Source organism: Micromonospora sp. GCM10011542, assembly GCF_042650685.1.
Lineage (GTDB): Bacteria > Actinomycetota > Actinomycetes > Mycobacteriales > Micromonosporaceae > Micromonospora.
Genome location: NZ_JBHSBO010000025.1, coordinates 41,069 through 54,879, shown reverse-complemented (window position 1 = coordinate 54,879; position 13,811 = coordinate 41,069). Strand labels below are relative to the sequence as shown.

At 72.2% G+C, this 13,811-nt stretch carries 13 protein-coding genes; 9 read left to right on the top strand and 4 right to left on the bottom strand.

Annotated elements, in window-relative coordinates; genetic code table 11:
- Positions 1 to 26 precede the first annotated feature (26 nt).
- On the bottom strand, positions 27 to 3,557 hold the full coding sequence (gene dnaE / locus ACFOW4_RS07880) for a DNA polymerase III subunit alpha (protein WP_377525856.1): 3,531 nt from the start codon (positions 3,555 to 3,557) through the stop codon (positions 27 to 29).
- 221 nt (positions 3,558 to 3,778) lie between these two features.
- Here dnaE and ACFOW4_RS07875 point away from each other — a divergent pair, with 221 nt between their 5' ends.
- Positions 3,779 to 4,324 carry an RNA polymerase sigma factor gene (locus tag ACFOW4_RS07875; RefSeq protein WP_377525854.1) on the top strand — a complete coding sequence of 182 codons (546 nt, stop codon included), beginning with the start codon at positions 3,779 to 3,781 and terminating at the stop codon, positions 4,322 to 4,324.
- Between the two features lie 78 nt (positions 4,325 to 4,402).
- Positions 4,403 to 4,951 carry a hypothetical protein gene (locus tag ACFOW4_RS07870; RefSeq protein ID WP_377525852.1) on the top strand — a complete coding sequence of 183 codons (549 nt, stop codon included), beginning with the start codon at positions 4,403 to 4,405 and terminating at the stop codon, positions 4,949 to 4,951.
- Here the strand turns inward: ACFOW4_RS07870 and ACFOW4_RS07865 are convergent.
- Positions 4,948 to 6,363: a serine/threonine-protein kinase gene (locus ACFOW4_RS07865; RefSeq protein WP_377525850.1), complete on the bottom strand. Its 1,416-nt coding sequence runs from the start codon at positions 6,361 to 6,363 to the stop codon at positions 4,948 to 4,950. The genes ACFOW4_RS07870 and ACFOW4_RS07865 overlap by 4 nt on opposite strands.
- Before the next feature lie 138 nt (positions 6,364 to 6,501).
- Between ACFOW4_RS07865 and ACFOW4_RS07860 the strand changes: the two genes are divergently transcribed.
- From ACFOW4_RS07860 to ACFOW4_RS07830, 7 genes are all read left to right on the top strand, one after another.
- The gene (locus ACFOW4_RS07860; protein WP_377525848.1) at positions 6,502 to 7,101 is read left to right on the top strand and encodes a hypothetical protein; all 600 of its coding nucleotides are present in this window, start codon (positions 6,502 to 6,504) and stop codon (positions 7,099 to 7,101) included.
- Between the two features lie 136 nt (positions 7,102 to 7,237).
- Positions 7,238 to 7,579, top strand: a complete 342-nt coding sequence (locus ACFOW4_RS07855; RefSeq protein ID WP_377525847.1) for a PadR family transcriptional regulator — start codon at positions 7,238 to 7,240, stop codon at positions 7,577 to 7,579.
- Positions 7,576 to 8,523: a permease prefix domain 1-containing protein gene (locus ACFOW4_RS07850; RefSeq protein ID WP_377525845.1), complete on the top strand. Its 948-nt coding sequence runs from the start codon at positions 7,576 to 7,578 to the stop codon at positions 8,521 to 8,523. The genes ACFOW4_RS07855 and ACFOW4_RS07850 overlap by 4 nt, the downstream gene beginning before the upstream one ends.
- Before the next feature lie 119 nt (positions 8,524 to 8,642).
- Entirely contained in the window at positions 8,643 to 9,956 is a 1,314-nt protein-coding gene (locus tag ACFOW4_RS07845; protein ID WP_377525843.1) for a sensor histidine kinase, read from the top strand.
- Positions 9,953 to 10,675 carry a response regulator gene (locus tag ACFOW4_RS07840; protein WP_377525841.1) on the top strand — a complete coding sequence of 241 codons (723 nt, stop codon included), beginning with the start codon at positions 9,953 to 9,955 and terminating at the stop codon, positions 10,673 to 10,675. The genes ACFOW4_RS07845 and ACFOW4_RS07840 overlap by 4 nt, the downstream gene beginning before the upstream one ends.
- Before the next feature lie 80 nt (positions 10,676 to 10,755).
- On the top strand, positions 10,756 to 11,649 hold the full coding sequence (locus ACFOW4_RS07835) for an ABC transporter ATP-binding protein (RefSeq protein WP_377525839.1): 894 nt from the start codon (positions 10,756 to 10,758) through the stop codon (positions 11,647 to 11,649).
- Complete coding sequence (locus tag ACFOW4_RS07830) at positions 11,646 to 12,707, top strand: ABC transporter permease (RefSeq protein WP_377525838.1); 1,062 nt, start codon at positions 11,646 to 11,648, stop codon at positions 12,705 to 12,707. Before ACFOW4_RS07835 ends, ACFOW4_RS07830 begins: the two co-directional genes overlap by 4 nt.
- Before the next feature lie 75 nt (positions 12,708 to 12,782).
- Here ACFOW4_RS07830 and ACFOW4_RS07825 read toward each other — a convergent pair whose 3' ends face one another.
- Together ACFOW4_RS07825 and ACFOW4_RS07820 are read right to left on the bottom strand one after the other, a co-directional pair.
- Positions 12,783 to 12,965 carry a hypothetical protein gene (locus ACFOW4_RS07825; protein WP_377525836.1) on the bottom strand — a complete coding sequence of 61 codons (183 nt, stop codon included), beginning with the start codon at positions 12,963 to 12,965 and terminating at the stop codon, positions 12,783 to 12,785.
- Positions 12,966 to 12,973: 8 nt separating this feature from the next.
- Positions 12,974 to 13,726: a YebC/PmpR family DNA-binding transcriptional regulator gene (locus tag ACFOW4_RS07820; RefSeq protein ID WP_377525835.1), complete on the bottom strand. Its 753-nt coding sequence runs from the start codon at positions 13,724 to 13,726 to the stop codon at positions 12,974 to 12,976.
- Positions 13,727 to 13,811: the final 85 nt, after the last annotated feature.

The window sequence follows — 13,811 nt, the reverse complement described above, 5'->3', positions numbered from 1 at the left end:
CGCACTCCGGCCGGGCCCCGGCCCGGTCAGCTCACGTTGGCCGGGCCGAGGACGCTTTTCAGGTCGCCCATCAGCGCGGTGGTGGCCGCCACCCGGAACGGACCCAGCCGCAGGGTGGTGGTCTTGCCGCCGTTGAGCAGCTTGACGTGCACCTCGGTGTCGCCGGGGTGCAGGACCAGGGTCTCCTTGAGCCGTTCCACCAGCGGCGGCGTGCACCGGTGCACCGGGATGGTGAGGGTCACCGGCTTGTTGGTGGCGCTGGTGCTGACGTCCGGCATGGACATGTCCATCGCCATGATCCGCGGGGTGTCGTCGCGGCGGTCCACCCGCCCCTTGACCACCACGATGGCGTCCTCGGCGATGTACTGACCGATCACCTCGTAGGTGTTGGGGAAGAAGAGCGTCTCCACCCCGCCGGCCAGGTCCTCCAGCGTGGCCGAGGCCCAGGCCCGGCCCTGCTTGGTGACCCGGCGCTGCACACCGGAGAGGATGCCGGCGAGTGTGACCACGGCACCGTCGGACACCGCGCCCTCCTCGGCGAGCGAGGCGATGGTGGTGTCCGCCGCCGCGCCCAGAACGTGTTCCAGGCCGAACAGCGGGTGGTCGGAGACGTACAGGCCGAGCATCTCGCGCTCGAAGGCCAGCTTGTCGCGCTTCTCCCACTCGCTGTCGCCGATCACCGGCATCACCGTGGTGCTGCCGGTGTCGGCGTCGCCGAAGCCGGCACCGAAGAGGTCGTACTGGCCGACGGCCTCCTTGCGCTTGACGTCGGCGTACGCGTCGATGGCGTCGGCGTGCACCGCGAGCAGGCCCTTGCGCGGGTGCCCGAGCGAGTCGAAGGCCCCCGCCTTGATCAGCGATTCGATGGTCTTCTTGTTGCAGACCACCGCGTCCACCTTGGACAGGAAGTCGTAGAAGTCGACGTAGTCGCCCTTCTCCTCGCGGCACCGCATGATCGAGGCGACCACGTTCGCGCCGACGTTGCGCACCGCGGCCAGGCCGAACCGGATGTCCCTGCCGACGGGGGTGAACGGCCCGGCCGAGGTGTTCACGTCCGGGGGCAGCACCTGGATCCGCATCCGGCGGCACTCGGACAGGTAGAGCGCCATCTTGTCCTTGTCGTCACCGACCGAGGTGAGCAGCCCCGCCATGTACTCGGCCGGGTAGTGCGCCTTGAGGTACGCCGTCCAGTAGGAGACCAGCCCGTACGCGGCTGAGTGCGCCTTGTTGAAGGCGTAGCCGGCGAACGGGACGAGGACGTCCCACACCGCCTGGATCGCCTCGTCGGAGTAGCCGCGCTCGCGGCAGCCGTCCCGGAACGGGATGAACTCCTTGTCGAGGATCTCCTTCTTCTTCTTGCCCATCGCCCGGCGCAGCAGGTCCGCCTGGCCGAGGGTGTAACCGGCGAGGATCTGCGCGGCGCGCTGCACCTGCTCCTGGTAGACGATCAGGCCGTAGGTCGGCTCCAGGATCTCCCGCAGCGGCTCCTCCAGCTCCGGGTGGATCGGGGTGATCTCCTGGAGGCCGTTCTTGCGCAGCGCGTAGTTGGTGTGCGAGTCGACACCCATCGGGCCGGGCCGGTACAGCGCCAGGACGGCGGAGATGTCCTCGAAGTTGTCCGGCTTCATCATCCGCAGCAGCGAGCGCATCGGCCCACCGTCGAGCTGGAACACGCCGAGGGTGTCACCCCGGGCGAGCAGCTCGTACGCGGCCGGATCGTCCAGCGGTAGGGCCAGCAGGTCGAGCTTCATGCCGTGGTTGAGCTCGATGTTCTTGACCGCATCATCGATGATCGTGAGGTTGCGCAGGCCGAGGAAGTCCATCTTCAACAGCCCGAGCGACTCGCACGTCGGGTAGTCGAACTGGGTGATGATCGCCCCGTCGGCGTCCCGGCGCATGAGCGGGATGTGCTCAATGATCGGCTCGGCGGACATGATGACGCCGGCGGCGTGCACACCGGTCTGCCGGATCAGCCCCTCGATGCCCTTGGCGGTGTCGATGACCTTGCGGACGTCCGGGTCCGACTCGTAGAGGCCACGGATCTCACCGGCCTCGGCGTAGCGCGGGTGCTTAGAGTCGAAGATGCCGGTGAGCGGGATGTCCTTGCCCATCACGGCCGGCGGCATGGCCTTGGTGATCCGGTCGCCCACCGCGTACGGGTAACCGAGCACCCGGGCCGAGTCCTTGATCGCGGCCTTCGCCTTGATCGTGCCGAAGGTGGCGATCTGGGCGACCTTGTCCTCACCCCACTTGTCGGTGACGTACTTGATCACCTCGCCGCGCCGACGCTCGTCGAAGTCGATGTCGACATCCGGCATCGAGACCCGCTCGGGGTTGAGGAACCGCTCGAAGATCAGACCGTGCGGGATCGGGTCCAGGTCGGTGATGCCCAGCGCGTACGCCACCAGCGAGCCGGCGGCCGAGCCCCGGCCCGGACCCACCGCGATGCCCTGACTCTTGGCCCACTGGATGAAGTCGGCGACCACGAGGAAGTACGACGGGAAGCCCATCTGGTTGATGACGCCCAGCTCGTACTCCGCCTGGACGACGTGCCCCTCCGGGATGCCGTTCGGGTAGCGGCGGGCCAGCCCGGCGAAGGTCTCCTTGCGGAACCAGGACTCCTCGGTCTCCCCCTCCGGGACCGGGAAGCGCGGCATCAGGTTGTGGAACTCGAACATCCCGGTCGGGTCGACCTTCTCGGCCACCAGCAGGGTGTTGCGGCAGCCCTGCTGCCACAGCTCGGAGGAGTCGACGGCGCGCATCTGGTCGGCGGACTTGATGAAGTAGCCGCCACCCTCGAACCGGAACCGGTTGGGGTCGTCGATGTTGCTGCCGGTCTGTACGCAGAGCAGCACGTCGTGCGCCGTGGCCTGGGCCTCGTGGGTGTAGTGCGAGTCGTTGGTGACCACCGGCGGGATGTCGAGCTTGCGGGCGATCTCGGTCAGCCCGTCGCGGACCCGGCGCTCGATGGAGAGGCCGTGGTCCATGATCTCCAGGAAGTAGTTGTCCTTGCCGAAGATGTCCTGGTAGCTGGCGGCGACCTTGAGGGCCTCGTCGAACTGGCCCAGCCGCAGCCGGGTCTGCACCGCGCCGGACGGGCAGCCAGTGGTGGCCATGATGCCCTCGGCGTGCTCGGCGATCAGCTCCATGTCCATCCGGGGCCACTTGACGTAGTGGCCCTCCATGGAGGCGCGCGAGTTCAGCGTGAACAGGTTCTTCAGACCGGTGGCGTTCTTCGCCCACATGGTCTTGTGGGTGATCGCGCCGTTACCCGAGACGTCGTCGCTCTTCTGCTCCGGCCGGCCCCACTTGACCCGGGCCTTGTGGTAGCGCGACTCCGGCGCCACGTACGCCTCGACGCCCAGGATCGGGGTGATCCCGGCGGCCATCGCCTGCTTGTAAAAGTCGTTCGCGCCGTGCATGTTGCCGTGGTCGGTGATCGCCACCGCCGGCATGCCGAGCCGGTTGGCCTCGGCGAACAGGTCCTTGAGCCGGGCCGCCCCGTCGAGCATCGAGTACTCCGTGTGCACGTGCAGATGCGCGAACGAATCGCCCATGCAGAGCGCCCCCCCGGGTCGGATCATGGGTTGGTTCAGGTCAGACGGCCTACCCTACCGAGATTCGATCAGGGGCCGCGAGAGCCGCGCGGACCGACCTCGTGCCGGGTGTCCGACGTCTCGCCGAACGGTGCGAGTCGGGTGCCGGACTGGACCACGCCGCTCGACCGACGCCGGCCGTAGGCTCCCCACATCGGCACCGGCGAGCATTGGACACCGGCATGCCTTCCGCAGACGACCTCGACGCCCTGGCCCGGTCCGCCGCACACGGCGAGCCGGGGGCGCTGGACGCTCTGCTCGTCACGGTGCGCCCGGAGGTGCTACGGCTGTGCGCCCGCTTCCTGCCCAACCGGGAGGACGCCGAGGAGGCCTGCCAGGACGCGCTACTGGCGCTGGCCCGGGGAATCACCCGGTTCGAGGGGCGGGCCGCGTTCCGCACCTGGCTGTACCGGCTGACCGCCAACCGCGCCCGGTCGACGTACCGCACCCTGCGGCGCCGCTGGCGGCTGGAGGCCGGCGGCGTGCCGCTGCCCGACCGGCCCGATCCGCGACGGACCAGCGTGGTCGCCGGCACCCGCCTCGACCTGCTCGACGCCTTCGACGCGGTCCGCCCCGACCTGGCCGAGGTGGTGGCCCTCCGCGACGTGCTCGGGTTGAGCTACCCCGAGATCGCCGCGCTGCTCGACGTGCCCGAGGGCACGGTGAAGTCCCGGCTGCACCTGGCCCGCAAGCAGGTCCGACAACGACTCGGTGACGATTCGGGCTGAACGAACGCCGACCGCGAACCGGACCGGCGGCGGTGGTGACCAACGGGACAACACCACAATCCCGAGAAGGAGCCCGCCATGCACCACACCTCAGCCCGCCGGTTCGTCACCAGGATGGCCGCCGCCGTGACCCTGACCGTCGCGGTCGCCGCCTGCGGCGCCGACGCGGTGTCGCCGTTGCCCGTCCAGCCCCCGGGCCCGTCCGGCTCGACCTCGACCCCGGCCGCGACCCCCAGCGCCACCGCCACCGCCGCGCCGTCCCGCGTGCCGCCGACCACCGGGCGTCCGGTCCCCGTGCCGCCCGCACCGAGCAGGACCCGGGGTACGCCGCCTCGACCGACCCCATCGCCGACCGGGCCGACCACGGCCTGCCAGGGTGCCGTCCGTTACGACCTGCCCCTCGCCGAGACCGAACTGGAGCTGCTCACATCGCTCTGCTTCGCCACCGGAGCGGTACTGCGGATCCAGGGCATCGGGCCCGGCCTGGTCACCGTCGACCGCCCGGAGCTGGTCTCCCAGCAGTACGAGGCCGGAGTGGTGGACATCCGTTTCGTCCGTGCCGGCACCGTCGTCGTCACGATTCCGCAGGAGGACCGGAGGCACGCCATCACGGTGGTGGTCCGCTAGCGAACCCGCACCCCGGCGAGCAGCGTGTCGACGAAGTCGGGTCCGCCGTCCGCCGGTGGGGCGATCTGGACGTACACCAGGGCGGCGCGGCCCGGCACCAACCCGGCCGACTCGACGATCAACGGCCGGCCCCGGTCGCAGCGGTACGCCACCACCGTCCACTCCACGCCCGCCTGCCGCGTGCTGCGCGCCGGCGCCGACGCGCAGTCCGCGTGCGGGCGCTCGGCGAGGAACCCGGCCGGGGTGGTGCGCGCCGCCGTACTGGCGGAGAGGCCGACGAACGCACCGGGCAGCCGGGGGTCCGCGGCCCACTGGCGGGGCTGCGGCGACATCACCAGCGCCGGTTCGGCTGCGCCGTCGACGCCGTACTGACCGGCCCAGGTCGCTCCGGTCGCCGACCAGCCGGCCGGCAACGCCACGGTGAGCGGGCCGCTGGCGTGTGTTCCGCCGCCGGCCAGCCACCCGGCTCCGGTGCCGCCGGTCTCGGCACCGGCCGCACCGAGCGCGGTGAGCGCGGTGAGCGCCACCACGGCCACCCCGGCCACCCGGGCCCGGTGTGGGCGGCGGGTCGCCGGGCGGGGAGGACGCGGATGCTGGGCCGGGCTGACGGCCCGGCCCAGCGCGGCGTGGAAGGCCGCGGCGTCTGGATAACGGTCGGCCGGGCGGCGCGCGGTGGCCCGAGCGAGCACCGCCGCCACCCCCGGCGGCACGCCGTCGCGCAACCGGACCGCGGTGTCGAGACGCTTCGGGTCGACGCCGGCGGACCGGGGGCGGACGGGATCGGTGGCCAGCAGTCGGATGCCGAGCCGTCCCAGCCCGAACACGTCGGCGCGGGTGTCGACGACGGCGCCGGGGTCGTCCTGCTCCGGCGCCATGTAACCGGGCGTGCCCGCCCGGGCGGTCAGCCCGGAGGCCGCCGCGAGCGCCTTGGCCAGACCGAGATCGGCGATCAGCACCCGTTCGGCGCCGGTGTCCGCGCCGGCGGAGCGGAACAGGATGTTGCCCGGAGTGAGATCGCGGTGCACAACGCCGTGCCGGTGCAGCACGGCGACGCCGGCGCAGATCTCACCGAGCAGGCGCAGCGCGGTCGGCACGGCGATCGGACCGGCGGCCAGGCGGTCCCGCAGGCTGCCCCCGTCCGCCCAGGCCAGCACGGCGTACGGCCGGCCGTCGGGCAGCTCACCGACGGCGTGCACCCGGACCAGCCGCTCGTGGTCCAACCGGCGTAGCAACCGCGCCTCGTCACGGAAGCGTTCCCGCACCCGCAGGTCGTGACTCCAGTTCTCGGCCAGCACCTTGATCGCGACGTGTGCGTCGAGCGTGCTGTCGTGGCCCAGCCACACCATGGCGAACGAACCGACGCCCAGCAGCCGCTCGATGCGGTAGGGCCCGATGCGTACGGGAGCGGTCACCGCGTCACCCCCGGCCAACCCCGTCGGTTGCCGTACGACTCGACAGTAGACCGCCCGCCGGGCGGGTCGGAATCCCGACGAACCACGGGCACCATCCCGGCGACCAACAGGGCAGGACCACTCACGAAGGAGCCCACCATGAACCGTCCCGCCATCCTGATCACCACCGCGGCGCTGGCGCTCAGCGCGCTCGCCCCGGTCACCGTCGCCAGCCCGGTCGCGGCCGCCGTGACCGCCCCCGCCCCGGCGTCCTCCGGGTCGATCACCGGGGCCGAACCCGCCGCCGGGCACCGTCACCCGTCGGTGCTCAGCGTCGGCGGCGCCGGCGCGTACCGAATCGGCACCAGCCTGGCGGCGCTCTCCGCGGCCGGGCGCATCGACTGGGTCGCCCCGGGCTGCGGTGGTGTGGTGCACGCCGGCGCCACCGGTTCGTGGGCCGGCGTGATTCTGCTGGCCTTCCGGGACGGACTGCTCGTGGAGGTCGGTACGGCGACGGTGCCGCCCCGCTCCCCCGCCGGGGCCTCGGTCGGCATGTCTTTCGCCGAGCTGGAGGAGATCTACGGCCCCCGGGGTGCCCTGATCCGCAACGACGCGGGGGACGCCGAGGCGTACCTGGTGCGCGTGGGGTCGCGGGTCGAGCTGTTCACCGGGCACCCGATCCGCGCCGGCGTGGGCTACTTCCAGGTCGGGCCGGCCGACTTCGTGGAGCGGAACTTCCGCCAGCGCCCGTCCTGCTGACCCTCGTCCGACCGTGCGGGGCGTCCGGTGTCCACCGGGCGCCCCGCACGTCGTCCGGAAACCGACCGCACCGCCCGGGCGGACACGATGATGTACCGCTAGACAATGCTGTGTGCCACACACTATGGTGTGACACATGGTTAGCGAGGACGTTCTACGGACGCACCTGCAGGAGCTGCGGCGGGGCACCGTCGTGGTGGCCAGCCTCGTCGCGCTGCGCCGACCCGACTACGGCTACGCCCTGCTGCAACGGCTCACCGGCCACGGCTTCCCGGTGGACGCCAACACGCTCTACCCGCTGCTGCGCCGCCTAGAGGACCAGGGCCTGCTGACCAGCGAGTGGAACACCGAGGAGAGCCGGCCCCGCAAGTTCTACCGGACCAGCGACGAGGGCGAGTCGGTGCTGGATCTACTGCTCGACGACCTCGCCGCCGTGCAGACCTCCGTCACCGGGCTGATCGAAGGAGTGGACCGATGAACACCCTGACCGACCGCTATCTCGCCGCGACCCTGCGCTCGGTGCCGACGCAACGCCGCGAGGAGCTCGCCACCGAGCTGCGCGCCTCCATCGAGGACATGATCGACGACCGGACCGGCGGCGGCCAGGATGCCAGCGCGGCCGAACGCGACGTGCTCACCGAGCTGGGCGACCCGGCACGCCTGGCCGCCCGGTACGCCGACCGCCAACTGCACCTCATCGGCCCCACCTACTACCTGATCTGGCAGCGACTGCTCATCCTGCTGCTCAGCTTCGTACCGGCGATCGTCGGCACGGTGGTCGCCGTGATCGACGCCGCCGGCGGCAAGGGCTTCGGTGCCATCGGCACGGGGATCGCCACGGCTCTCCAGGTGGCCGTGCAGATCGCCTTCTGGGTCACCCTGGTCTTCGCCATCATCGAGCGCGTCCAACCCCACGTCGACGTGCCCGACTGGACCGTCGAGCAACTGCCCGACGCCCCCGTGCACCGCGACGTCTCGCTCGCCGACACCATCGCGTCGGTGGCGATGCTGCTGCTGACCATCGCGTACCTGCCCTTCCAGCACTACCGGTCCTGGATCCGCGACGACGCCGGCGACCACCTGCCGCTGATCGACCCGGCGCTCTGGTCGTCCTGGCTGCCCGTGCTCATCGCGGTGCTCCTCGCCGGAGTGGTGTTCGAGCTGGTCAAGTACCGCGTCGGGCACTGGACCTGGCCGTTGTTCGCGGGGAAGGCCCTGCTCAACGCGGCATTCGCGGTGCCGCTGATCTGGCTGGCCACCACCGACCGGCTGCTCAACCCCGCCCTGGCCGAGCCGCTGACCTGGCTGCGCGACACGGGCAACAGGGACACCGTCGGCGCCATCATCGCGGTCAGCGCCGTCGTGGTGCTCGTCTGGGACCTGATCGACACCCTCGTCAAGACCCGCCGCCAGACGGCCTGAGCGGCACCGCGACACGGCGGCCCGGCGCGTACCCCGCGCCGGGCCGCCGTCCGCCGTGGTGGTCGCCGACCGGCCGCCTGGCGAGCCACCGCCACGGGCGGCGTGGCATCGTTCCCGGGATGACGATGGCCCAGCGGGAAGGATGGCGCCGCCCCGATCCGACGCCGGAGCAGCGCCGGATCGACGTCTGGACCGGGCTCGCGGTGACCGCCCTGGCGCTGGTCAGCCTCACCCTGGCCCGCAGCACCGGGGCATTTCTGCTCGGTCCCCCACCGTCTGGGCCGGAGCAGCTGCTCTGGACCGTCGCGGTGACCCTGCCGCTGGTCTGGCGGCGCCGCTGGCCGGCCGCCACCCTGCTGGTCGTCTCGGTGGCGTTCATCGCCGCCCAGGCCCGCTCGGCCCCGGAGACGCAGCTCTCCTCCGGGGCCCTGTTCTGCGCCCTCTACACGGTCGGCGCGTGGGGGCCGGACCGCCGATCGGCACGGCGGCTGCGGCTTGGCGTGATCACCACCATGTTCACCTGGATGGGGATCTACTACGCGTGGACCATCGACCACACCCCGGCCGACGCCTTCGCCGCCGCGGTGGGGCCGGTGCCGCCGGTGCTCGCCACGCTGATCAGCGGCGTGCTGGTCAACGGGCTGTTCTTCGGGTTCGCGTACTTCTTCGGGGAGACCGCCTGGGTGGCCGCCCGGCGCGAGCACGAGCTGCGCGCCCAGGCCGCGGAGCTGCGCCGGTCGCAGGCCGAGGCCCGGCAGCGGGCGGTGGTCGGGGAACGGGTCCGGATCGCCCGGGAGCTGCACGACGTGGTCGCCCACCACGTGTCGGTGATGGGGGTGCAGGCGGCCGCCTGCCGCCGGGTCTGGGACCGCGACCCGGTCAAGGCCCGCACCGCGCTGGCCGCCATCGAGCAGACCGCCCGCAGCGCCATCGACGAGCTGCGCCGGATGCTCGGCGTGCTACGCACCTCCGGTGGCGACGACGCCGAGGCCGCGCCGCCCGCCCCCGGGGCGGTCGAACACATCGACGAGCTCGTCGAGCGCGCGCGGGCCGCCGGGATCAGAGCCACCCTCGGGGTGTACGGCGATCCGGCCCCGCTGCCCGGTTCGCTCTCGCAGACCGCGTACCGGGTGGTGCAGGAGGCGGTGACCAACACGCTCAAGCACGCCGGGGCCGACCTACTGGACGTGCGGATCCGCTACCTGGCACGGGAGGTCGAGCTGGACGTGAGCGACGACGGACGCGGCGCCGGTCCGCCCAATGCCGACGGCCTCGGCCTGATCGGCATGCGAGAGCGGGTCGCCGCCCACGACGGCGTGCTGCAGGCCGGCCCGCGCCCGGATGGCGGCTGGCGGGTCCGGGCCCGGCTGCCGCTGCCCGCCCCGGACGTGGCGCCGGTGGCGGTCGTGGCCGGCGGGGAGCGGTCGGCATGAGCGCCGCGCCAGTCGGGTCCACGGTGGTGGGCTCCGGGCGGTCCATCCGGGTACTGCTCGCCGACGACCAGCATCTGGTGCGGACCGGTTTCCGGGTCATCCTCGAGGTGGAGGACGACATCGAGGTGGTCGGCGAGGCCGCCGACGGCGCGCGGGCGGTCGAGATGACCCGGGCCATCCGGCCCGAGGTGGTGCTGATGGACGTCGAGATGCCCGGCATGGACGGGCTGGAGGCCACCCGCCGGATCGTCGGCGCGGGCCCGGACGCACCGGCGGTGCTGATCCTCACCACCTTCGACCGCGACGACTACCTGTTCGCCGCGCTGCGCGCCGGGGCCAGCGGCTTCCTGCTCAAGAATGGCACCCCGGAGGAACTGGGGGAGGCGATCCGGGTGCTGGCGCGCGGTGACGCACTGCTGGCGCCGGAGATCACCCGACGGGTCATCGCCACGTTCGCCCGGCCCGGCAACCCGGGCGGCGCCGCCGGCGGCGGCCCGGACGCCGCCGCCGCGCTGCGCGAGCTGACCCCCCGCGAATGCGAGACGCTGGTGCTGCTGGCCGGCGGGGCGAGCAACGCCGAGATCGCCGCCACCATGCGGTTGGGCGAGGCGACGGTGAAGACACACGTCAGCCGGGTACTGGCGAAGCTCGGCCTGCGCGACCGGGTGCAGGCAGTGGTCTTCGCGTACGAGAACGGGGTGGTTCGCCCGGGCGGGTGACCGCGTCCGTCGCGGGGAGGACCGCCGGCTCATCCTCGGGGCGGACGGCGGGCCGGCGAATTCGATCTAGCGTGTGCGCCGTGACCAGAACGCTCCGCCTGGACGGGGTCGATCGCAGCTTCGGCGACCGGCAGGTGCTCAAGAACGTGTCCTTCGAGGTGGCCGCCGGGCGGATGACCGGCTTCGTGGGCGCCAACGGCGCCGGCAAGACCACCACCATGCGGATCATCCTCGGTGTGCTCGCCCCGGACGCCGGCACGGTGAGCTGGGACGGCGCACCCCTGACCCGGCAGCACCGGCAGCGGTTCGGCTACATGCCGGAGGAGCGCGGGCTCTATCCCAAGATGACCACGCGGGAGCAGGTGGTCTACCTGGGCCGGCTGCACGGCATGGACGCCGCGGCCGCCCGGCGCGCCACCGACACACTGCTGGAGCGGGTCGGTCTCGGCGAACGCGGCGACGACCTGCTGGAGACGCTGTCGCTGGGCAACCAGCAACGGGCCCAGATCGCCGCCGCGCTGGTGCACGACCCGGAGGTGCTGGTGCTCGACGAGCCGTTCTCCGGCCTGGACCCGCTGGCCGTGGACACCGTCGTCGCCGTGCTCCGCGAGCGCGCCGCCGCCGGCGTGCCGGTGCTCTTCTCCAGCCACCAGCTGGACGTGGTGGAACGGCTCTGCGACGACTTGGTGATCATCGCCGACGGCGTGGTCCGGGCCGCCGGCAGCCGCCAACAGCTGCGCGCCAGCTACACCGTGCCCCGCTTCGAGCTGGTGGTGGCGACCGACGCGGGCTGGCTGCGCGACGAGCCCGACGTGACCCTGGTCGATCTCGACGGCGCCCGGGCGGTGTTCGACCTGCCGCCCGGCACCGACGAGCAGCCCATCCTGCACGCCGCGCTGGCCCGCGGCCTGGTGCGCTCCTTCCGCCCGGTCAGCCCCTCGCTGACCGAGATCTTCCGAGAGGTGACCCAGTGACCACCACTCAGGCCACCCGGCTGGTCGCAGCCCGCGAGATCCGGGTCAAACTGCGCGACCGCACGTTCCTGGTGGGCACCCTGTTCTTCCTGCTGATCGCCGCGGCCGGCACCATCCTGCCGCCGCTGCTCAGCGGCGGGCCGTCCACCGTGGCCGCGACCGCCGACGCCGCCGCCCCCCTGCGCGCGGCGGGCCTGGAGGTACGCGAGGTACCCGACGACGGCGCCGCCGAGCGGGCCGTACGCGACGGCGACGTGGATGCCGCGGTGGTCGCCGGGCCAGCGGTGCTGGCCATGGACGAGGCCCCCGACGACGTGGTGCGGGCGTTGAGCAGCCAGCCCGCGGTGCGGTTGCTCAACCCGGACGCGGTCGACCCGGTGGTGGCTTTCCTGGTGCCGTTCGCCTTCGCGTTCGTGTTCTTCGTGACGTCGCAGACCTTCGGTGTGCAGATCGCGCAGAGCGTGACCGAGGAGAAGCAGACCCGGATCGTGGAGATCCTGGTCGCCGCCGTGCCGGTCCGGGCGCTGCTGGCCGGCAAGGTGCTGGCCGGGGCGATCCTGGCGCTCGGGCAGATCGCGCTGATCGCGGCGGTGACCGTGGTCGGCATGCGGTTCGGTGACACCGGAGATCTGCTCACCCTGCTCGCGCCGGCGATCGGCTGGTTCCTGCCGTTCTTCCTGCTCGGCTTCCTCCTCGTCGCGGCCCTGTGGGCGGCGGCCGGCGCGCTGGTCAACCGGCAGGAGGACATCGCGGGCGTGTCGATGCCGGTGCAGCTCACGGTCATGCTGCCGTTCTTCGCGGTCATCTTCCTCAACGACAACGCCGAAGCCATGCGGGTGCTGTCCTACCTGCCGTTCTCCGCGCCGACGGCGATGCCGCTGCGGCTGTTCACCGGCGACGCCGCCGGCTGGGAGCCCCTGGTGTCGCTGGCCCTGCTGCTGGTCACCGCCGTGGCGTTCCTGGTGGGCGGCGCGCGGGTCTACGAGGGGTCGCTGCTGCGCACGAACGGGCGCACCTCGGTGCGTACCGCCTGGCGCGAGCGCGAGACGATCGGCTGAGCGGCGGCCCGGCCCGCGCGGGCGCCGGTGGCCCCACCCGGGGCCCGGCGCCCGCCGCCGTCCGGCGTGGCAAGGTCAGCGCGCGGACGGCACCGCGTCCCAGTCGGCGGGCAGGCGGGGCACCGGCCAGGCCGGGTCCGGCTGCCAGGACGCCCATTCCGGGTCCCACCAGACCGTCGGACAGCCGAACCAGACCTCGCCACGCAGGACCTCGCGCCGGACGACGACGTCGCCCGGCGCGAACCGCTGGACCGGCACTGGGGTCGTCAGGCGTCGACCGCGGCCATCACGTCGTCGGAGACGTCGAAGTTCGCGTAGACGTTCTGCACGTCGTCGCAGTCCTCCAGGACGTCGATCAGCTTGAAGATCTTGCGCGCGCCCTCCTCGTCCAGCGGGATGTTCATGCTGGGGATGAGGGAGGACTCGGCCGACTCGTACTCGATGCCGGCGTCCTGCAGCGCGGTGCGGACCGCGACCAGGTCGGTCGGCTCGGAGACCACCTCGTACGCCTCACCGAGGTCGTTGACCTCCTCGGCGCCGGCGTCGAGGACGGCCAGCATCACGTCGTCCTCGCTGGTGCCAGCCTTGGGGACGATCACCACGCCCTTGCGGGTGAACAGGTACGACACCGAACCGGCGTCGGCGAGCGAGCCGCCGTTGCGGGTCAGCGCGGTGCGCACCTCGGTCGCCGCCCGGTTGCGGTTGTCGGTGAGGCACTCGATGAGCATGGCCACGCCGTTCGGGCCGTACCCCTCGTACATGATCGTCTGCCAGTCGGCGCCGCCGGCCTCCAGGCCGGAGCCGCGCTTGACCGCCCGGTCGATGTTGTCGTTGGGGACCGAGCTCTTCTTGGCCTTCTGGATGGCGTCGTAGAGCGTCGGGTTACCGGCCGGGTCACCGCCGCCGGTCCGGGCGGCCACCTCGACGTTCTTGATCAGCTTGGCGAACATCTTGCCGCGCTTGGCGTCGATGACCGCCTTCTTGTGCTTGGTCGTCGCCCACTTTGAGTGGCCGGACATCTGTTACCTCCGTTGCTACCCGCCGTCTGCATCGACCGCACCGCGCACGCCCCGCTCCCGCCGGCGCACGCGGAGGTGCCGGTCA

Coding starts and splice junctions, on each gene's coding strand:
- ACFOW4_RS07820 (WP_377525835.1), bottom strand. CDS start 13,726: ATGTCCGGCCACTCAAAGTGGGCGACGACCAAGCACAAGAAGGCGGTC.
- ACFOW4_RS07840 (WP_377525841.1), top strand. CDS start 9,953: ATGAGCGCCGCGCCAGTCGGGTCCACGGTGGTGGGCTCCGGGCGGTCC.
- ACFOW4_RS07850 (WP_377525845.1), top strand. CDS start 7,576: ATGAACACCCTGACCGACCGCTATCTCGCCGCGACCCTGCGCTCGGTG.
- ACFOW4_RS07875 (WP_377525854.1), top strand. CDS start 3,779: ATGCCTTCCGCAGACGACCTCGACGCCCTGGCCCGGTCCGCCGCACAC.
- ACFOW4_RS07870 (WP_377525852.1), top strand. CDS start 4,403: ATGCACCACACCTCAGCCCGCCGGTTCGTCACCAGGATGGCCGCCGCC.
- dnaE (WP_377525856.1), bottom strand. CDS start 3,557: ATGGGCGATTCGTTCGCGCATCTGCACGTGCACACGGAGTACTCGATG.
- ACFOW4_RS07860 (WP_377525848.1), top strand. CDS start 6,502: ATGAACCGTCCCGCCATCCTGATCACCACCGCGGCGCTGGCGCTCAGC.
- ACFOW4_RS07855 (WP_377525847.1), top strand. CDS start 7,238: ATGGTTAGCGAGGACGTTCTACGGACGCACCTGCAGGAGCTGCGGCGG.
- ACFOW4_RS07845 (WP_377525843.1), top strand. CDS start 8,643: ATGACGATGGCCCAGCGGGAAGGATGGCGCCGCCCCGATCCGACGCCG.